This is a genomic window from Janibacter sp. CoH_79_TC_3, assembly GCF_058197955.1.
The window spans coordinates 1-19,861 of the sequence record NZ_JBXWIV010000016.1 but is presented as its reverse complement, the minus strand read 5'-3'; the positions used below and the strand labels follow the sequence as shown (position 1 = coordinate 19,861).

16 protein-coding genes are annotated in these 19,861 nt (G+C 42.4%); 14 read left to right on the top strand and 2 right to left on the bottom strand.

Annotated elements, in window-relative coordinates:
• Positions 1-66: 66 nt before the first annotated feature.
• The 12 genes from pyrH (at position 67) to AC2FA3_RS11800 (ending at position 14,030) form a co-directional block, all read left to right on the top strand.
• Positions 67-792, top strand: a complete 726-nt coding sequence (pyrH, locus tag AC2FA3_RS11855) for a UMP kinase (RefSeq protein ID WP_201609567.1) — start codon at positions 67-69, stop codon at positions 790-792.
• 136 nt (positions 793-928) lie between these two features.
• Positions 929-1,483 (top strand): ribosome recycling factor, encoded by a 555-nt coding sequence (gene frr / locus AC2FA3_RS11850; RefSeq protein ID WP_201543433.1) that lies wholly within the window; start codon positions 929-931, stop codon positions 1,481-1,483.
• Positions 1,484-1,741: 258 nt separating this feature from the next.
• Complete coding sequence (gene uppS, locus AC2FA3_RS11845; protein ID WP_490509743.1) at positions 1,742-2,500, top strand: polyprenyl diphosphate synthase; 759 nt, start codon at positions 1,742-1,744, stop codon at positions 2,498-2,500.
• A 249-nt stretch (positions 2,501-2,749) separates the two neighbouring features.
• The gene (locus AC2FA3_RS11840; RefSeq protein ID WP_490509741.1) at positions 2,750-3,559 is read left to right on the top strand and encodes a phosphatidate cytidylyltransferase; all 810 of its coding nucleotides are present in this window, start codon (positions 2,750-2,752) and stop codon (positions 3,557-3,559) included.
• Positions 3,560-3,786: 227 nt separating this feature from the next.
• Positions 3,787-4,989 (top strand): 1-deoxy-D-xylulose-5-phosphate reductoisomerase, encoded by a 1,203-nt coding sequence (gene ispC, locus AC2FA3_RS11835; protein ID WP_490509740.1) that lies wholly within the window; start codon positions 3,787-3,789, stop codon positions 4,987-4,989.
• A 158-nt stretch (positions 4,990-5,147) separates the two neighbouring features.
• Positions 5,148-6,524 (top strand): RIP metalloprotease RseP, encoded by a 1,377-nt coding sequence (gene rseP, locus AC2FA3_RS11830; RefSeq protein WP_490509739.1) that lies wholly within the window; start codon positions 5,148-5,150, stop codon positions 6,522-6,524.
• 263 nt (positions 6,525-6,787) lie between these two features.
• Positions 6,788-9,217 (top strand): outer membrane protein assembly factor BamA, encoded by a 2,430-nt coding sequence (gene bamA / locus AC2FA3_RS11825; protein WP_490509738.1) that lies wholly within the window; start codon positions 6,788-6,790, stop codon positions 9,215-9,217.
• A 154-nt stretch (positions 9,218-9,371) separates the two neighbouring features.
• Positions 9,372-10,388 carry a UDP-3-O-(3-hydroxymyristoyl)glucosamine N-acyltransferase gene (gene lpxD / locus AC2FA3_RS11820; RefSeq protein ID WP_490509737.1) on the top strand — a complete coding sequence of 339 codons (1,017 nt, stop codon included), beginning with the start codon at positions 9,372-9,374 and terminating at the stop codon, positions 10,386-10,388.
• Between the two features lie 123 nt (positions 10,389-10,511).
• Entirely contained in the window at positions 10,512-11,021 is a 510-nt protein-coding gene (gene fabZ / locus AC2FA3_RS11815) for a 3-hydroxyacyl-ACP dehydratase FabZ (RefSeq protein WP_227679142.1), read from the top strand.
• Positions 11,022-11,254: 233 nt separating this feature from the next.
• Entirely contained in the window at positions 11,255-12,034 is a 780-nt protein-coding gene (gene lpxA, locus AC2FA3_RS11810; protein WP_490509736.1) for an acyl-ACP--UDP-N-acetylglucosamine O-acyltransferase, read from the top strand.
• 294 nt (positions 12,035-12,328) lie between these two features.
• On the top strand, positions 12,329-13,846 hold the full coding sequence (locus AC2FA3_RS11805) for a sodium-dependent transporter (RefSeq protein ID WP_490509735.1): 1,518 nt from the start codon (positions 12,329-12,331) through the stop codon (positions 13,844-13,846).
• A gap of 52 nt (positions 13,847-13,898) precedes the next feature.
• Entirely contained in the window at positions 13,899-14,030 is a 132-nt protein-coding gene (locus AC2FA3_RS11800) for a methionine/alanine import family NSS transporter small subunit (RefSeq protein ID WP_201543419.1), read from the top strand.
• A gap of 140 nt (positions 14,031-14,170) precedes the next feature.
• Here AC2FA3_RS11800 and tgt read toward each other — a convergent pair whose 3' ends face one another.
• Positions 14,171-15,322, bottom strand: a complete 1,152-nt coding sequence (tgt, locus tag AC2FA3_RS11795; RefSeq protein WP_490509734.1) for a tRNA guanosine(34) transglycosylase Tgt — start codon at positions 15,320-15,322, stop codon at positions 14,171-14,173.
• Between the two features lie 281 nt (positions 15,323-15,603).
• Here tgt and AC2FA3_RS11790 point away from each other — a divergent pair, with 281 nt between their 5' ends.
• On the top strand, positions 15,604-16,332 hold the full coding sequence (locus AC2FA3_RS11790) for an SOUL family heme-binding protein (RefSeq protein WP_490509732.1): 729 nt from the start codon (positions 15,604-15,606) through the stop codon (positions 16,330-16,332).
• Between the two features lie 80 nt (positions 16,333-16,412).
• Here AC2FA3_RS11790 and asd read toward each other — a convergent pair whose 3' ends face one another.
• The gene (asd, locus tag AC2FA3_RS11785) at positions 16,413-17,546 is read right to left on the bottom strand and encodes an aspartate-semialdehyde dehydrogenase (protein WP_490509731.1); all 1,134 of its coding nucleotides are present in this window, start codon (positions 17,544-17,546) and stop codon (positions 16,413-16,415) included.
• Positions 17,547-18,205: 659 nt separating this feature from the next.
• Here asd and AC2FA3_RS11780 point away from each other — a divergent pair.
• Positions 18,206-19,324: an endonuclease/exonuclease/phosphatase family protein gene (locus AC2FA3_RS11780; protein WP_490509730.1), complete on the top strand. Its 1,119-nt coding sequence runs from the start codon at positions 18,206-18,208 to the stop codon at positions 19,322-19,324.
• Positions 19,325-19,861 lie beyond the last annotated feature (537 nt).

Genomic DNA, 19,861 nt, shown 5'->3' with positions numbered 1-19,861 from the left:
CAGGCAAACTCTATTTGTGTTTTACCGCTCATTTTAATTATAATTTAATGCTAACAAGGTGACCTCATGTCTGACAAAAACCCGCGTTACTCTCGTATCTTGCTGAAACTCTCTGGTGAAGCCCTAGCCGGTGGCAAAGAGATGGGGATTGATAGCGAAGTGCTCGATAAGATGAGCTTATCTATCGCCCACCTACGCGGACTTGGGGTACAAGTCGGTATCGTCGTTGGCGGTGGTAACTTATACCGCGGTGCTCAGCTACAAAAAGAAGGTTTGGTCGGTCGGGTGACTGGTGATCAGATGGGCATGCTAGCCACTGTTATGAATGGTTTGGCAATGCGTGATGCCCTTGAGCGTCGCAATATTAAAACGCGTTTGATGTCAGCCTTGCCAATCGGTGAAGTCACTGAAAGCTATAGTAGCCGTAATGCCATTCGTTATCTCAAAAATGGCGAAGTTTGTATTTTTGTTGCGGGTACGGGCAATCCTTTCTTTACTACCGATACTGCTGCTTGCTTACGTGGTATTGAAATCGAGGCGGGCTTGATTTTAAAAGCGACCAAGGTTGATGGTGTTTACGATAAAGACCCAAGCCTACATGCTGATGCCAAAAAATATGATGGCTTAACCTTTGATGAAGTGCTCGAGCAAAAACTTGGTGTTATGGACCTAACAGCGATTGCCTTATGCCGTGAGCATAACGTACCGTTACAAGTATTTGATATGACCAAGCCTAACGCCTTATTAAACGTTATTATGGGCGAAAATGAAGGCACCCGCGTTTATCATTAAGCGCAATCTTTATCATTTATATGAATATGAAGTTACTGATGTATTAAGCATCGGCATTTGAATAATATTTATACCTAACAGCTTTATACCTAACAGCAATGAATGATTTGTCGCTCGCGATAAATAAGGATACCTAATGATTAATGAGATTAAGAAAGACGGCGAAGCGCGCATGGCAAAGACGCTAGAGGCGCTTGAAAGTACCTTTAGTAAAGTACGTACTGGTCGTGCCCATCCAGGTATGCTATCTGGTGTGATGGTCAGCTACTACGGTGCCGATACGCCACTGAATCAAGTGGCGAGCGTCAACGTCGAAGATTCACGTACGCTATTGGTGCAGCCATTTGAGCGCACTATGGTACAAGCGATTGACAAAGCCATTCGTGAGGCAGACTTGGGCTTAAACCCGATGACCGCTGACGTGATTCGTGTACCGATGCCAGCATTGACTGAAGACACACGCCGCGATATGCAAAAGCTTGCTCGTAGCGAAGCTGAAAACAGCCGCGTTTCTATCCGTAATATCCGCCGCGATATGATGAATGATATTAAAGACTTGGCAAAAGAGAAAGAAATCTCAGAAGATGACGAGCGCCGCGCGAGTGATGATATTCAAAAAATCACTGATAAATATATTGAGACTATCGATAGCCGCTTAAGCAAAAAAGAAAGCGATTTGATGGCAGTGTAAGCGATACCTTTCTTCTTCAATTGAAGACGATATGCTATTCATATTTTTCTATAAAAGAACAGCCAATACTAAATGGTGATTGGCTGTTTATTGCCGTATAAGAAATTAAGCTTTTATTTTGCTATAAGCCCTATATACAAGGTCTTTTAATACGTCTAAGTCTGTTAATAGTTCTTTGGCAAATAGGCAATAATTGTTGCAAAGCATGAATTTAGTTCGCGTACCATCACTTTATCCAAATAACAAGCAAGTTAGCCTATGTCTATTCCAGATGCTTTAACTCTCGCTCTTCTTCCTCGTCATATCGCTGTCATCATGGATGGCAACAACCGTTACGGCAAAATCAATCATTTAGGCAAAGGTCAGGGGCATATCGCTGGCAAAGATGCGCTAGATCCTATAGTCGAATACTGTGTCAGTACGGGTATTGAAGTGCTAACCGTCTTTGCATTTTCTAGTGAAAATTGGCAACGTCCACCGAGTGAGGTGGCACTGCTGATGCATTTGCTGAGCTTAACGATTAATGAGCAATTGCCGCGTATGCTCAAATATAGCATTCGCCTGCGTTTTATTGGCGATCGCAGCCAGCTTAGCGAAGCTTTGCAAGCTTTGATGCTAGATGCTGAGGCAAAAACGGCTGACTTTGAAGCCATGACATTAGTCATTGCGATTAGTTATGGCGGTCAATGGGATATTGCCCATGCCGCCAAACAGTTAGCAAAGCAAGTCGAAGCGGGTAATTTACGCGCGGAAGACATTAATAAAGAGATGCTCGGTGAATATGTCCAATTAGCCGACGCACCAGCGGTCGATATGTTGATACGTACGGGCGGTGAGTACCGTCTGTCGAACTTCCTATTATGGCAATCTGCCTATGCTGAATTGTTCTTTACCCAAACACTGTGGCCAGATTTTAAAGTAGCAGAGCTGGCTGCAATGATAGCAGAATTTGCTCAGCGCCAAAGACGCTTTGGCAAAACCAGCGAACAAGTAGTGATCGAGCAACAAACTCATTAAGACGAGCGCAAGCAATAGCGACTGTAAAAATGATAGGTTAAGAAGTTCTAGTAATTTGAATTACACTTGTTTGGTTAATGATAAGCTGTTTTAATGAGCGGTAATCATGACTAATGGGCTATTATGGTTCACTGGCATAATGCCTGATTGTGATTCATTCTTATGATTCATGATTGTGGCTCACTGTTATAGTTTATGATTATGATGTATTTTGACCAAACATTCTTCGTTATATAAGGCTCGATAAGTATGTGGCAACGAATTAAGACGGCAATTGTTCTCGTTATTATCGTTGGTATTGCAATGTTTGCGAGCCAAACTCCTATTTTATTTGCACCGCTATTAGCGATTGGCGTCATTATCGCCGCCCACGAGTGGACCAAGCTGATGCCGAAATGGCAGCAGCCTGCACTATTTGTGCTCTTGGTTTTAGCACTGACCATCGTCTCGCTGATGTTTAAAGTCACTTGGCTGTTTTGGTGGGTGGCGTCACTGGTCATCTGGTTAATGGCGCTGTCTTGGGTACGAGTATTTCCCACTCATACCAACTGGTACGGTAAGAAATTAGCATTGATGGGCGCGGTGATATTAACTGCCGCCATTACTGCCATGTTTTACTTATGGCAGCTATCAGCATGGTGGCTGCTGTATGTATTCTTATTGGTCTGGTGTGCCGATAGTGGCGCTTATTTTGTTGGGCGTAAGCTCGGTCGCCGTAAGATGGCACCAAATGTCTCACCGAATAAAAGTATGGAAGGACTGGCAGGCGGCTTAGTCACAGGTTTACTTGTGGTTATCGTCATTAGTGTTTTTAAACTACAACTGACTGGCGTGCCATTAATCGCTTTTGTGGCATTGTCGGCGTTGACGATTTTAGCCTCTGTACTGGGTGATTTGTTTGAGTCTATGCTAAAACGCCGCGCTAACGTCAAAGACTCTGGAACGATTTTACCTGGTCACGGCGGTGTATTAGACCGTATTGATTCGCTATTGTCTGCCACACCGATATTTGCACTGGGTTTTTGGGCAATACAGCAGCTTGGCTTAATCATAGTATAAGAGAAAAAAGCTATAATACTGTCAGTGATAAGATCGTAAGTTAGTAAACTAAGACTAGTAGGCTAAAAAGAGGTAAGGGCTATTTTATAACCACTAAGTCGCCTTGATGCTGTGATCCTATTGGTTAGATTTTATTTATCATGATAAATGGCTAACGCGCTTTAAGTCTGGTATGTATGCTCTTTATTTCTCATTTAATTTTCCCTGTATTATAGGCACAAATGGTTATGACCCAACGCATCGCCGTACTAGGCGCGACAGGCTCGATTGGCGATAGCACGTTAGCAATTTTGGCGGCGCAACCACAGAACTATGAAGTTTATGCCTTATCAGGCTACCACCGTTTAGATAAGTTGTTAGCGCTTTGCCAGCAGTTTTTGCCCAAACGCGTCAGTGTGCCGACAGCAGCGGTAGATGATTTCGCTCAGCGTCTTAGCGCAGCAGGTCTCGATATCGAGGTGGTCGGCGGTGAAGCAGGTCTGGTCGATATTGCGACTGACACGCAAACTGATACGGTGGTTGCGGCCATCGTAGGTGCAGCAGGTCTGCCTTCTACTTTAGCTGCCGCACGCGCAGGTAAGCGCATCTTATTGGCCAATAAAGAAGCATTGGTCATGGCAGGGAAAGTCATGATTAATGCGGTTAAAACGCATCATGCGACCTTGTTACCGTTAGATTCAGAACATAATGCGATTTTTCAGTGTTTGCCATTAGCGATTCAGCAAGATAATACTCAAGTTCACGAGCCAAATCATGGTGTGCGTAAATTATGGTTGACGGCGTCTGGCGGACCTTTTTTACAGCAGTCATTTGCGCAGATGCAGCAAGCTAGCGTCGCTGAAGCGGTCAAACATCCAAATTGGTCAATGGGTCAAAAAATATCGGTCGACTCGGCAACGATGATGAATAAAGGGCTTGAATTAATCGAAGCCTGCCATTTGTTTGATTTGCCAGAAAATAAGATAAATGTCGTCATTCATCCACAAAGTATCATTCACTCAATGGTAGAATATAGCGATGGCAGTTTCTTAGCGCAGCTAGGCAGTCCCGATATGAAGACTCCCATTGCTCATGCGCTCAGTTACCCTGACCGTATCGATAGTGGCTCACAGCCATTAGATTTATTTGCCCTAAGTGCACTTGAATTTATTGAGCCTGATTTGCAAAAATTTGCTTGTTTGCGTTTGGCAAGGCAGGCGATGCAAGCGGGTACGCAGGCAACGATTGTGCTAAACGCCGCCAATGAGATTGCGGTTGCCGCATTCTTAAATGGGCAAATTCGTCTAACAGATATTGCGGATATTAATAACCAAGCATTGAATGAGATACAAGTATCGGTATTAAGTGAGACTGCTGATATTGAAGATATTTTAGCGATTGATAAAATAGCGCGCCAGCATACTAATACGTTGGTGGCGAAGTTGGCATAAAGCTATAAAAATCCAGTTATTTGATACGTTCTGCGAAAAAATGCTGTTAAAAAGTGATATTGATAAGCGATGCTAAAAAGTACGCGAAGAAATGCGCTAAGAAGTAATAGCGATAAACAATGTTAAGAGACAATACTAAGAGCTAATACTGAGAAAAGATGATGACGTTTTTATTAACGCTGCTTGCGGCAATATTTGTCTTAGGTCCGCTCATCGCCCTGCATGAGTGGGGTCATTACATTGTCGCGCGTCTTTGTGGCGTTAAAGTGCTTACGTATTCTATCGGCTTTGGTCCCAAGCTCTTTGGCTGGACCAGTAAAAAAAGCGGCATTGACTATCGCATCTCGGCGCTACCGCTTGGTGGATATGTTAAAATGCTCGATGAGCGTGAAGGCGAAGTCGCAGCAGACGAGTTGCATCTGGCCTTTAATCGTCAGCATCCGCTGAAGAAAATTGCGGTTGTTGCGGCTGGCCCTATCATGAATTTTGTCATCGCTATTGTGCTGTTTTGGGTGTTATTTATGACCCCATCTGAGCAATTAGCGACAAAGATAGGGCAAGTATTACCCGATACTCCTGCGGCGATAGCGCAGTTGCCTATTGGTGATAAAATTGTTGCGATTGATGGTCATGACGTGCAAACGTGGGAAGGTATTAATTATCGCCTTGCTGGGCGCATGGGCGAGACGGCTAATGTAAGCGTTACTTTGCAATCAGAAGTAGATAAAGGTACAACCAAGACCTACCAAGCGCCTGTTAAAGAGTTTATGCAAGGCGCTGCGCAAGGTAAAGACGCTTTATCAAGCTTTGGTATGATACCGTGGCAACCAAACATCGCACCGATAGTTGGCGATTTAACGCCCGATGGGGCAGCCAGTCGTCAAGGTTTGCAGGTGGGCGATCGCATTACTGCTATTAATGATGAACAGATTAAAGACTGGATCAGCGCTACGCGTGTCATTCGCGATAGTCCTGAAACTTTGCTTAATTTCACCGTATTGCGTAACGGCGAACAGGTTCAGTTATCCATCATGCCGCAAGGTAAAAAAGACAATTTAGGTAACGATTACGGGCAAATTGGTGCTATGGTGGCAGAGTCTGAAATCGTCATCCCTGATGCCTACAAAACCACTGTCGTATATGGTCCGGGCGAGTCACTGGTTAAGTCATTCCAGAAGACAGAGCAGTTAGCGGTCATGACTGTTAGCTCAATGGGTAAGATGCTGTCTGGCATGATTGGTTTAGAGAATTTATCAGGTCCGATTACCATTGCTAAAGTTGCCAAACAAAGCTTTGATATTAGCTGGCAGATGGTATTATCGACAGCAGCTTTAATAAGTTTAAGCCTAGCCGTATTGAATCTTTTGCCTATTCCAGTATTAGATGGTGGCCATATTGTCTACTATCTTATTGAGCTGATACGCGGTAAGCCACTCTCTGAAGGCGTGCAAATGGTAGGTCTTAATATTGGTTTACTCTTGCTGGCAGGTTTCATGGTGTTAGCGATTGGTAATGATATCAGTCGGCTATTTTGACGAAATATGTGGCACTTTAATAATTAAGGTGCGATAGATTAATGGTTGTGTGCTTCTCTAGAGCAAACCATGAGAGCAATACGGCGTTTATTTTCTAATATCGCTACTATACTAATTTCATTTTTTAGTTTATTTTATGATGCGTTTTATATAAAGTGTCCTGAGTCTGCCATGAGTGCATAAATGATTGTGTGCGAAATAGGCTGGACAAGATGTGCTTTTTACCTTAACTTAAGCAAGTTTTTTATTGACGGATAGTGTTTATGCGTACGCCTTTATTTATGAGCGCGGCTGGGTTGCCGTTAGTTGTAGCGATGATGAGTATGCCGGTTCAGGCTGCAGAATTTGTGGTCACTGACATCGGTTTCAATGGTCTACAACGCCTAACTCCTGATAGTCTCTATCCAGTTTTACCGATTACGGTGGGTGAGACGGTTAATGATAGTAGTTTGGCTGCCAGTATTAAGGCGCTATATGCGACTGAAAACTTCGCCGATATCCAAAGCCGTGTCGAAGGTGGCAAGCTACGTTTTGATGTTGTCGAGCGTCCTATCATCGCTGAAGTAAACTTTGAAGGCAATAAACTCATCCCAAAAGAAGGGCTTGAGCAAGGTCTTGGTAACGCGGGCTTATCTGTCGGCGATGTACTTAAGCAAGCTACCTTGCAAGGTGTTGCCAACGAGCTACAACAGCAATATATCAGTCAAGGTTATTACAATAGCAATATTGAAGTCGATCAAACGCTGCTAGATGGCAACCGTGTCAAGCTTGACGTGCGCTTTATTGAAGGTAAGCCTGCTAAAGTAGTCGATATTAATATCATTGGTAATAAGCACTTTAGTGATGAAGATATTAAGGACGTTTTTGCGGTAAAAGAGTCGTCATGGACACGTCTGTTGTCTAAGTCTGATCGCTATGCCAAAGAGAAATTAGCAGCCAGCTTAGAAAACCTCAAAGCGCTTTATCAAAATGATGGTTATGTGCGTTTTTCAGTAGACAATGCCGTTCTTAATATCAGCGAAGATAAAAGCAGTGTGTTTATCGAAGTCAGCTTGAGTGAAGGTGAACAGTATCAGTTTGGCGACGTGAACTTCTTAGGTAAACCAACCTTTGACAACAATGAGCTAAAAGAGCTGGTCACGTTTGCGCCCAATGAAAAATATTCACAAGCCAAACTTGATGCTACAACTGCTGCACTTAAGAGTCGTTATGGCAATGAAGGTTATTATTTAGCCCAAATCAGACCGGTTCCACGTATCAATGATGAAACCAAAGTGGTCGATGTCGATTATTATATTGATCCTGCGCGTCCTATCTATGTTCGCCGTATCAACTTTACGGGTAACATAAAAACCCAAGATGAAGTATTGCGCCGTGAAATGCGTCAGTTAGAGGGTACACTTGCCTCTAGTGATAAGATTCAGTTGTCACGTACACGTTTGATGCGAACCGGTTTCTTTAAAGGCGTTAATGTCGATGTCAAACCAGTACCTAATCAGCCAGACCAAGTTGATGTGAATTATGTGGTTGAAGAGCAGCCTTCTGGTAGCTCAACCATTGCTGCCGGTTACTCACAAAGCGGCGGTGTAACGTTCCAGTTAGACTTGACCCAAAATAACTTTATGGGTACTGGTAACCGTGTGAAAGCAGCACTATCACGTTCTGAGACGCGCGATTCTTATAGCTTAGGTTATACTGACCCGTACTTTACAGAGAATGGCGTGTCACAAGGTGTCAGCGCTTATTATCGTGAAACCAAGTATGATGACAGAAACGTTAGTAACTATGTCACCGATGCTTATGGCGCCACTCTTAACTATAGTTACCCTGTTGATGAAACCAAACGCGTCAGTGCGGGTCTAAATATTGATAATACGACCGTACGTGGTGGTAGCCGTCTTGGTGTTTCAAACGTCCAGCAAATCATTGACGATGGCGGTACATTTGAAAACTTCACTGACATTGAACGTACTGGCTTCAAAAATGATTATCAAAGCTATAATCTATTATTTGGTTGGGATTACAGCACGTTAGATCGCCCCGTATTTCCAAATAAAGGTATGAGCCATACCGTCGATGCGACCATTGGGCTTGGGGATGCCAGTTATCAAAAACTGGTTTACCGTGGCAATGTCTATTATCCTTTCTATAAAGATTGGGTAGCACGCGGTTATACTAAGCTTGGCTATGGTAATGATTTACCGTTTTATGAAAACTTCTATGCTGGTGGTTATGGTTCGGTGCGTGGCTATGAAGCGTCAACGCTTGGTCCTAAATCACAAAGTTATAATGATGCTGTGAATCCTGATCCTCAGGTACGTTTCAAAGACGAAGAGATTGGTGGTAATGCGCTCGTTAGCTTCGGTACCGAACTGATTTTACCAATGCCATTCAAAGGCGATTGGGCAGATCAAGTACGTCCAGTAATATTTGCTGAAGGTGGTCAGGTATTTGATACGACCGATAAAGAAGATCGTAACTTTATTGACCCTAATGGCAAGCCCACTATTAATCCAGATGGAAGTTCTGTTAAGTTGTTGACTCAAGATAACAGCTTACGCTTTAGTGCTGGTTTAGGTGTCACTTGGTATACGCCAATTGGTCCAATTTCACTCAGTTACGCGGTGCCTATCGGTGATAAAGAAGGCGATGAGACTGAAAAAGTTCAGTTCCAAATTGGTAACACTTTTTAGTCTAACCAATCCCTGTAAAATCATTTAATTGCTTTGGTTTATGTAAATAAGTAAATTAAAAGTCATTTAAATTTTAGCGGTCGCCAAGATGATATCTCAACTTGGCGACCATCTTATTCATACTGATACTTAAAGCAATATACTAATAACAATTATGATAACGATTGAGCAACTCATCACTCGGATTGAGCAGCGTCAGCCTGTTCTTAACAAGGCTGAGCTTAGCGCTGCGCAATTATGTCTACATTTAGACGGTATTGGTAATTTAACCACTGCCAATCCGCGGCAATTAAGTTTTTTAGCCAATCCGCATTATATTCCTAGTCTGGCTAATAGTCAGGCAGGGGCTGTGCTGACCACTACAGAACATCAGGACAAAGTTGGTCAAAATACTATCGCATTAGTCGTTGCTGCGCCTTATTTGGCTTATGCTAGCGCTAGTCAGATTTTTGCTCATCAGTCCTTGATGAGTGGTATTCATCCAAGCGCTGTAATAGCCGAAAGCGCCGTAATTGGTAATGGGGTAACTATTGGACCTTTTTGTGTCATTGGTGAACAAGTGCAAATTGGTGACCGTAGTGTGCTTGATGTAAATGTGGTCATCGAAGCGAATACCACTATTGGCACCGATTGTGTCATCAAATCGCAAGTGGTAATCGGGCATGATTGTATACTTGGTAATCATGTTAGATTGCATGCTGGGGTTAGCATAGGGGCTGAAGGTTTTGGTTTTGCACCCACCAGCAATCCTAGTATCACAGGTTGGGAGCGTATCGCTCAGCTTGGACGCGTGGTGATAGGTGACCATGTAAGAATAGGTAGCCAAACCTGTATTGATCGCGGCGCTATTGACGATACGGTGATTGGCAATCATGTTATTATTGACAATCTTGTACAAGTTGCCCATAACGTCCGTATCGGTGACGGTACTGCCATTGCGGCGCAAACTGGCATTGCAGGTAGTACCACGATTGGCAAACGCTGCATTATCGGTGGTGCTGTTGGCATTACCGGTCATATTGACATTACCGATGATGTGACATTGTCCGGTATGACCATGGTGACCAAGTCCATTACAAAGTCGGGCTCGTACTCTTCTGGAACAGCCGCAATGCCAACTGCTAATTGGCGGCGTGCGGCGGTACGTTTTCGTCAGCTTGGGCGTGACTAGGATTGTGTAATTAGTAGCTGCCAATGAGCGCTTAATTAATACAATATTTAATTATTTATAGAATTTAAAAACACAGCAATGCTTAAAAAAGCAAAGCTTAGGATATAGCAAGGAAGCGCCATTATGAGCACGACTGATATAGATAGACCTAGTGATGAAGATATTAAAAGCTTGGCCGAACAAGGCTTAGCACTGCCATTAACCTATCATACCCTGAAGCATTATCTGCCGCATCGTTATCCTTTTCTGCTAGTAGATAAGGTGATATCTTGTACACCTGGTGAATGTATTACTGCTATCAAAAACGTGACCATTAATGAAGAGTTTTTTAATGGGCATTTTCCTGATCAGCCGATTATGCCAGGCGTATTGATGGTTGAGTCAATGGCTCAGGTGTCAGGGGTTCTTGGTTTTATTAGTGCAGGATTGACGGCAGAGGATGGTTATCTGTATCTGTTTGCCGGAGTGGATAAGGTGCGTTTTAAGCGCCAAGTTATTCCTGGTGATCAGCTGATTATCCGTGCAAAAACGGTGATGCAAAAGCAGGGTATTTATAAATTTGATTGTACCGTCCATGTAGAAGATGAGCTTGCTGCTAGTGCTCAAATTATGATTGCACGTCAGGAACAATAGAATACACTGGCGAATTGCGCGCGACAAGTTGGTAAGATTAGCTAATTGGTAAAAGCAGCTAAAACTTGTCGTCAATAAATATGATGACAATCATATCTCTATATTAGACAGAACCGGTTTGTTAGGCACAATCGCATTTTTACACAGAGCTGGTATTAGGATAATTCTTAAGGCTAAACTGGCCGTATTGGTTTTACTACTTACTCGCATCAGATGATACAAAGGCCCTTATTATGAGTCAGATCCATCCAACAGCACTCATCTCACCGTCTGCTAAGATTGATAAAACTGCAATTATCGGCCCTTATTGTATTGTCGGTGACGAAGTTTCCATTGGCGCCCATACTGTTTTGCATCGGCATGTGGTAGTGGCCAGACTGACGCGTATCGGTGCGTACAATCAGTTTTATCAGTTTGCCAGCATCGGTGAAGACCCGCAAGATTTAAAGTACGCTGGTGAGCGCACTTGGCTTGAGATTGGTGATCATAATACCATTCGCGAAGCGTGTAGCTTGCACCGTGGTACCGAACAAGACGGCGGCTTGACTAAAATTGGCAGTCACAACCTTTTGATGGTCAATACCCATATTGCTCATGATTGCTTAATTGGAGACCATAATGTGTTGGCCAATAACGTTGGTATTGCAGGACATGTGACCATCGGTAATCATACAATTATCGGCGGTAACTCGGGTATTCACCAGTTTTGTACCGTTGATGATTACAGTTTGGTAGGGGGCGCCAGTCTTATCCTAAAGGATGTGGCTGCTTTTACCATGGTATCTGGTAATCCTGCAAAAGCGCATGGCTTAAATGTAGAAGGTATGCGCCGTAAAGACTGGTCTAAAGAAACTATTGATGTCCTTCGTCAAGCGTATCGTACTGTCTATCGCTCAGGTTTGACCACGGTTCAAGCGCTTGAGATATTAAAACAAGAGCTGTTGCCACAAGAACCCAAAATCGCTTTGCTTATTGATTCTCTACAGAAAAGTCGTCGTGGGGTTGTGCGCTAAATCCTGTTCTAATAGAGAGATAATACATTTTAAACGTTTTTTACTATCAAAACTAAATGTTATAAATACTAATCATAAATATAAAAAGCCATAACTAATAGTTATGGCTTTTTATATTTATGATTACTTGACTTTTTTAGTTGCTTAGCAGAAACTGACTTATTGCCTGTAGTAAGGTTACAGCAACTTATTTTAACTCACAGCTGACTTGTGATCTTTTTGATTATTCCAATTCATTTAAAATAAATACTGAAGATGATCGAAGAGACGATTGATAAATTTTAGGAGTGTTACATGGCACAGCAAAGGGAAAATTGGTCTGGTAGAACTGGATTTATCATAGCCGCTATTGGATCGGCGGTAGGCTTAGGTAACATATGGCGTTTTCCTTATGTGGCTTATGATAATGGTGGTGGGGCATTTATGGTGCCTTACCTGATTGCTTTATTAACAGCAGGTATCCCACTATTATTCTTAGATTATATTATAGGACATAAATATCGTACTGCGGCACCTCGTGCTTATAAAAGATTCTCACCATCTGGACAGTTTGTGGGTTGGTGGCAGACGCTAGTATCTTTCGTGATTGCTATTTATTACGCAGCTGTTATTGTTTGGGCTGGCAGTTATATGTTTTTCTCGTTCGGGCAAAAGTGGGGTGAAGACACCACGAACTTTTTTGTCAGCGACTTTGTAAAACATACAGGAGATTTAACCTCGGTATTTGTACCACAGATGTTCATAGGTTTGGTCATCGTTTGGGCAGTATCTATATTAATTATGTTTGGTGGCATCCGTAAAGGTGTGGAACTTGCCAATAAAATTTGTCTGCCGTTGTTGCTGGTATTGTTTGGCATTATGGTATACAAAGCAGTTAATTTACCGGGTGCTATCGTCGGCCTCAATGCCTTTTTTGAGCCAAACTGGGTGAAAATGAAAGACCCTAATGTCTGGTTAGCAGCTTATGGACACATCTTTTTCTCTCTATCAGTAGGTTTCGGTATTATGGTCACCTATGCCTCATACCTGAAAAAGAATACAAACCTAACAGGTGCAGGCTTAGTCGTTGGTTTTGCGAACTCATCGTTTGAGCTTATTGCAGGTATTGGTATCTTTGCTGCTATTGGCTTTATGGCAGTATCAACAGGTCAAGATGTCTCTGAAGTTGCAAGCGGCGGTGTTGGGCTTGCGTTCTTCGTATTCCCTAAAATCATTTCTACCATGGGATCGAGTGGCGATATCGTTGGTTTCTTATTCTTCGGCTCTTTAGTTGTTGCTGGTATTAGCTCTCTCATCAGTATTTTAGAAGTACCTATTTCTGCTTTCCAAGAAAAATTTGATTGGTCACGCAAAAAAGCGGTTTCTATAATATGTGGCGTATGTGCGGTCATCTCTATCTCAGCATTCTCCACTGGTAGCTCATTGGTATTGGTAGATGTCATCGATCACTTTGCTAATAATATCGGTATCGTTGCTGGTGGTTTAATGTCAATTGTATTGGTCACTTGGTTTAACCGTAATAAAATTCCAAGTCTATTGGCTCATAGCAATCGTATCTCTAGCGTCAAACTAGGCGGTGCTTGGATATTCATGCTAACTGTTATTACACCAACAGTACTGACTATCGCTTTGGGTCTTAAGTTTATTGATTTGGTTAAAACACCTTATGAAGGTTATTCTTCAACTATCCTATTACTATTTGGTTGGGGTGTAGTTGTATTCTTCGGTCTAGGTGCATTTATACTAAGTCGTATGAAGGGTGTCCATGATGAAGAAGATGCTAAAGCTCGTGCCATTAATGAGGCGCGCTAGTTAGTAAACTAAATAGTTAGCAGGTAGATTAACATTTCAATAGGAATTTATTATGAGCACTTCAGCTATTATTTTTATGATTATCTCAATGGTACTTATATGGGGCGGTTTGATTGCTTCCATCATACATCTAAGAAACAACCCAGATGTGCCAATGAGCCAAGTACCAGATGATAACTTTTAAGTCTTTAAGCCTCAAATTTTTTAAACGTTAAAGTCTATTACAAATACAAAAATGCCAGTCAGTTTAAGCCGACTGGCATTTTTGTATTTAAGGCATTTTTATAATAGGCTTACTATTAAGTCAGAATCTGATCAAAGCTATTAACGCAGATTTAACTCAGGAACAGTCTGTCCACGTTTAGCATAAAACTCATTGACGAACTCATCAAATTTATCCGCTTCGATAGCATCTCTCATACCTTGCATCAAGCGCTGATAGTAACGCAGATTATGAATCGTCGCTAATTGTGCACCTAGCATCTCTTTGCATTTATTCAAATGTGATAAATAAGCACGGCTAAAGTTCTGACAGGTATAGCAATCGCATTCAGGGTCTAGTGGACCTTCATCAGTACGGTACTGGCTGTTGCGTATACGCACCACGCCCGCGTTATCGGCATCACCTGTGACAAAGTAATGACCATTACGCGCATTGCGAGTTGGCATGACGCAATCGAACATATCAACACCGCGTCGTACCCCTTCAACGAGGTCTTCAGGCTTACCAACGCCCATCAGATAGCGCGGTTTATCGGCTGGCATATCATTGGCGATATAATCTAGAACCTCTATCATCTCTTCTTTTGGCTCGCCAACAGACAAACCACCGATGGCATAACCATCAAAGCCAATCTCAAGCAGACCTTCAAGTGATTGCTTACGCAAGTCGGCATACATACTGCCTTGGATGATGCCAAATAACGCATTGGTACTACCAAGTTTTTTGTGCTCATCGACGCAGCGCTGTCCCCAACGTAATGATAGCTGTAAGGATTTTTTTGCTTCGTCCTGGGTTGCTGGATACGGCGTACACTCATCGAATTGCATGACGATGTCTGAATTCAAGCTATACTGAATCTGCATCGATTTTTCTGGTGATAAAAAGACTTTCGCGCCATCGATAGGCGATTTAAAAGTTACGCCTTCTTCGGTAATTTTACGCATCGCACCCAGACTAAATACTTGGAATCCGCCTGAATCAGTCAAGATTGGCTTATCCCAATGCATAAATTTATGCAGGCCACCAAATTTATCAATGATATCCGTACCCGGACGCAGCCATAAATGAAAGGTATTGCCCAAGATAATATCCGCGCCAATCGCTTCGATATCGCGTGGTAGCATACCTTTAACGGTACCGTAAGTACCCACTGGCATAAAGGCGGGCGTTTGCACGTCGCCATGATTGAGATGAACCGTACCACGGCGTGCACGCGTAATGCCGCTGGCCGTTTTATGTAAGACAAATTGCATAAGTTAACCGCTATTTAAGCTAAGAAAATAACGCCAATTATAGCATTATCGGGCGTTTTTGGGGACTACGATATTTATGCGTCACACAATCTGCATAGATAGGAAAAGCAATTATAAAAATAGCCTCAGTATATAAATCATAGGATTAAAATTAGTATTTTCTATTAGAGGAATATAACTAAAATACACAGACAACTTTGCCCAGTAATTGCTACAGTAAATGAATAACTGCTGCAAATTTAAGAGTATTGAACGCTATTTTTGCACAGCGGAGAGAAAGTATGAGCAAAGCAAGCTACCTATCATCGAAACATTCGCTTTTGAATAGAACGCTATTAAGTGGCGTATTATTAACCAGTGCGTTATTACTATCAGGAGCAGCTATGGCAACCGAAGAGCCGAACTATACTGTACTAAAACAGACCGAAGACTTTGAGTTGCGTCGCTATGAGAGTCAGCTGGTGGCGCAAACTTGGGTGTCTGGTGACCAAGATGCGGCTAGTCGTGCAGGATTTAAGGTATTAGCGGATTATATATTCGGTAATAATACTGCGCCGAGTGGCGAGAGTAGCAAGATTAGTATGACTTCGCCTGTAGCCATGAAATTTGAAGCAAAGCAATCTGCAACTAAGAAAAATGGTAGTAATGCATCGCAAAAAATCGCCATGACTGCGCCAGTGTCTATTAAACAAGAGCACCAGCAGCAGACTGATGATAAATGGCGCGTACAATTTACTATGCCAAGCCAATACAGTATGCAAACGTTACCGAAGCCAAATAATCCAGACATCGCAATTATCGAAGTGCCGCCGCAGACTTATGGCGTTATTAAATTCTCAGGGCTAGCTGGTGCTGAAAAGGTAGCTGCAAAAACAGCAGAATTACAGTCTTGGATGCAAATGCAAAAATTAAACATAATAGGCACACCAGAACTGGCACGTTATAATCCCCCTTGGACATTACCTTTTATGCGCCGCAATGAAGTAATGATCGCTTATCAAGCAAAATAACCCATTATTAACGAAAATTTTTCCATAAAAAAAAGACAGCAAGTGCTGTCTTTCTTTAATTTCAGATTAAGCCCATTAATTTAGCAGTTTTGCTCACGGATGATATTGAGCATACGACGTAATGGCTCTGCTGCGCCCCATAACAGCTGGTCGCCGACAGTGAAAGCGCCGAGGTATTCAGGTCCCATATTCAGCTTACGCAGGCGTCCTAATGCAACCGTCAAAGTACCAGTCACGGCTACGGGCGTCAAACGGTTCATAGTGGCTTCTTTATCGTCTTCCACCACGTCTAGCCATTCATTACCGCTATTCTTCAATGCCGCTTCAATTTCTTCTAATGGAATGTCTTTTTTAAGCTTAATCGTTAAGCCTTGTGCATGACAACGCATGGCACCAACGCGGACACACATACCGTCGATAGCAATCTTATCTGCTTCAGAATTGCCAAGGATTTTATTGGTTTCAACGCCACCTTTCCATTCTTCACGAGACTGTTTATTTTCTAATTGCGCATCGATATAAGGAATCAAGCTACCCGCTAATGGGACACCAAAGTATTGTTTAGGGAAATCGTCTGAGCGCTGAGTCTGAGCGATTTTCTTATCAATCTCAAGGATGGCGCTGGCAGGATTGGCAAGCTCATCTTTGACGGCATCATGGAGTACGCCCATGCCTTCAATTAACTCGCGCATGTTGTTGGCACCAGAGCCACTTGCTGCTTGATACGTCATGGCGCTGACCCATTCGACCCAGCCTTTATTAAACAGCTCACCGATAGCCATTAGCATCAGTGACACGGTGCAGTTACCGCCGATAAAGTCTTTTTTACCATTTGCAAGCGCACTATCGATGACGCTGCGGTTAACAGGATCAAGAATGATGATGCTGTCGTCTTCCATGCGTAAGGTACTTGCCGCATCAATCCAGTAGCCAGTCCAACCGCTATCACGAAGTGGTTGATGAACCTTTGAGGTGTAATCGCCACCTTGGCAAGTAATAATCACATCACAAGCAGCAAGTGCTTCAATATCATGAGCATCTTTTAGTTGGCTGGTCTTGATACCATCAAAGCTTGGTGCGTCGCCGCCCGCGTTACTGGTTGAAAAAAACACCGGTGTCATACCGTCAAAGTCTTTTTCTTCACGCATACGCTCTATTAATACTGACCCGACCATACCGCGCCAGCCTACCAAGCCTACTGTTAAATTACTCATGAAACTTAATCCTTTTTACAATAAATTGTTGCATCGTCAACCGATAACAATGCCGTGAATAGCCCTAAAAAGCAAGGTTTTTTAGAGAACTTTCAGGGTTTTTCATACACTTATCGCTATGTTCATTATAACATTGAGTGATGGATTGGTTAACGATGCCAGTCAGATTTGCTATCCAATCTGCAGCTAACTACTTATGGAAATGGCTACTTAGTAAAAGGGTGGTTTATTAATAGGTTCATAATCTAACGAGAGGTTTAGATTGTAACTTTTTATAGTGACTATAACGTAATTTATCTTCAATAGTAGGCGCTGCTGTCATGAAATGCTAAAGTAAGCAGCGGCTATTAACGTTGATATTAAAAGTTTAAATATCGACAATTTGGATAGCAAAGACATTAAATAAATTTAATATCAGTTCGGGCTTGTCTTCAATTCAATCGATAGGCATCTAAATGGTCTAAAAATGGCTAAATTTTGCCAAACTTCGTCAAACAGCTGGGTAATATCCCGATATTAACTGCACTATTTTCCTTGTTTGGCTGCAATTTATCTCATTTTTATCACCATTTTTAAAATGAGGACGCGCCCTAGTAAAAACAATTAATCAATACCATCATTGGCTTAGCCATTCATTTAATAAACGGTCGATACATATTATGGATTTCTCCCTATTATATTATGGCGCACAGTGGTTGGCGGGACTAATCGCATTTGTCACCATTTGGGGCTGGTTACCACTTGATCATTGGTGGGTGCGCGGTGTTGAGTTTCCACGTATTCAAATTATGATATTGGGTATCATTGCATGGGTTGGTATGCTGGTATTTGGCACAGAATGGCAACTGGGGCAGTGGCTGCTATTTATCGTTTTGAGCATTACTTTAGCCTTTCAGCTGCGTATGGTGTTGCCCTATACCAAACTGTGGAAAAAAGAAGTAAAAAACGCCATTGATAAGCCGGAAGTTCAGGAGTGTCAGTTAAAAATCATGGTTTCAAATGTATTGACGCCGAATGATGAAACCCAAAAACTGATTGAGTTGGTCAAAGACAAACAGCCTGATATCCTAATTACTTTAGAGACGGATGAGAAATGGGAAGCAGCGCTTAATCAAATTGAAGCGGATTATCCGTATACGGTAAAAGTACCATTGGACAATCTGTACGGGATGCACCTGTATTCCAAGCTTGAGCTGATAAATCCTGAAGTGAAGTATTTGATTATAGATGACATACCCTCTATTCACACCAAGATGCGCTTGCAAGGCGGACAAATCATTTGGCTATACTGCTTACACCCGATGCCACCCAGTCCGACAGAAGCGGATAAATCTACGACCCGTGATGCTGAGCTACTGATGGTTGGAAAACATATTAAAGAGAATAACCAAATCGCTATATTGGCGGGTGATTTAAATGATGTTGCTTGGTCAAAAACCACCCGTCGTTTTCAGCGTATCTCAGGCTTGCTAGACCCACGTATCGGACGGCATTTTATCAATACCTTTCACGTTAAGTACCCATTTTTACGCTGGGCTCTAGACCATATTTTTCACAGTGCTTGTTTTACGGTGGTCGATATCAAGCGCATGCCGTCTATTGGCTCTGATCACTTTCCGGTAATGACGACCCTACAATATGAGCCAGAGCAGGCGAGTAAACAAGAAGGCAATGCGCCCACCGAAAAAGCAGAAGATGTCAAAGAGGCAAAAAACACCATTGAAGCAGGCAAGAAAGAAGGCTGCAAAGTATCAAAAGAGCACGCAGAAGCAGAATAGAAGAGTGATTGCTAAGAAGGTTGTAGTATCAAGATAAAATGCTGACAACAAGCACTTGCGACGTAAGCAAATGCTTACGTTAAATAAGGTTTTTAGCCTCTAGTTGTCTCGTATCAATTGGCCTAGAATATAACCATCAACACAAGGATACGCAAGGATGCAGTGTTGAGACAGTAGCAATAAAAGCACAGGTCAGCCCGCTGTCTTATAAGTTACTGTTTATGACTTAGGATGAGTCAACACGGAAGAGATAACAACAACAATATGAAACGCCATAGCCCTGAACCCATCGCCCTAGGTTCGGGGCTTTTCTTTGTGTGTGATTTCTATATATATTTAAAGCTTTTTGCAACCGTTAATAGAAGCGTTAACGGATTAAAACTCCAAGGTAGAAGTTATCTCATAAAAAATCGTACTGTTAACAAATGATTCAGATTAAAAAAGGGCATATGCATTGGCATTGAACTGACCCCCATAAGTTGGACACAACTTATGGGGTATTTTTATGCGTTACGATCTAGACTTTAAGATGCAAGT

What these genes read in the sequence shown, in the direction of transcription:
- pyrH (WP_201609567.1), top strand. Translation starts at nt 67, where the DNA reads ATGTCTGACAAAAACCCGCGTTACTCTCGTATCTTGCTGAAACTCTCT.
- frr (WP_201543433.1), top strand. Translation starts at nt 929, where the DNA reads ATGATTAATGAGATTAAGAAAGACGGCGAAGCGCGCATGGCAAAGACG.
- uppS (WP_490509743.1), top strand. Translation starts at nt 1,742, where the DNA reads ATGTCTATTCCAGATGCTTTAACTCTCGCTCTTCTTCCTCGTCATATC.
- AC2FA3_RS11840 (WP_490509741.1), top strand. Translation starts at nt 2,750, where the DNA reads ATGTGGCAACGAATTAAGACGGCAATTGTTCTCGTTATTATCGTTGGT.
- ispC (WP_490509740.1), top strand. Translation starts at nt 3,787, where the DNA reads ATGACCCAACGCATCGCCGTACTAGGCGCGACAGGCTCGATTGGCGAT.
- rseP (WP_490509739.1), top strand. Translation starts at nt 5,148, where the DNA reads ATGATGACGTTTTTATTAACGCTGCTTGCGGCAATATTTGTCTTAGGT.
- bamA (WP_490509738.1), top strand. Translation starts at nt 6,788, where the DNA reads ATGCGTACGCCTTTATTTATGAGCGCGGCTGGGTTGCCGTTAGTTGTA.
- lpxD (WP_490509737.1), top strand. Translation starts at nt 9,372, where the DNA reads ATGATAACGATTGAGCAACTCATCACTCGGATTGAGCAGCGTCAGCCT.
- fabZ (WP_227679142.1), top strand. Translation starts at nt 10,512, where the DNA reads ATGAGCACGACTGATATAGATAGACCTAGTGATGAAGATATTAAAAGC.
- lpxA (WP_490509736.1), top strand. Translation starts at nt 11,255, where the DNA reads ATGAGTCAGATCCATCCAACAGCACTCATCTCACCGTCTGCTAAGATT.
- AC2FA3_RS11805 (WP_490509735.1), top strand. Translation starts at nt 12,329, where the DNA reads ATGGCACAGCAAAGGGAAAATTGGTCTGGTAGAACTGGATTTATCATA.
- AC2FA3_RS11800 (WP_201543419.1), top strand. Translation starts at nt 13,899, where the DNA reads ATGAGCACTTCAGCTATTATTTTTATGATTATCTCAATGGTACTTATA.
- tgt (WP_490509734.1), bottom strand. Translation starts at nt 15,322, where the DNA reads ATGCAATTTGTCTTACATAAAACGGCCAGCGGCATTACGCGTGCACGC.
- AC2FA3_RS11790 (WP_490509732.1), top strand. Translation starts at nt 15,604, where the DNA reads ATGAGCAAAGCAAGCTACCTATCATCGAAACATTCGCTTTTGAATAGA.
- asd (WP_490509731.1), bottom strand. Translation starts at nt 17,546, where the DNA reads ATGAGTAATTTAACAGTAGGCTTGGTAGGCTGGCGCGGTATGGTCGGG.
- AC2FA3_RS11780 (WP_490509730.1), top strand. Translation starts at nt 18,206, where the DNA reads ATGGATTTCTCCCTATTATATTATGGCGCACAGTGGTTGGCGGGACTA.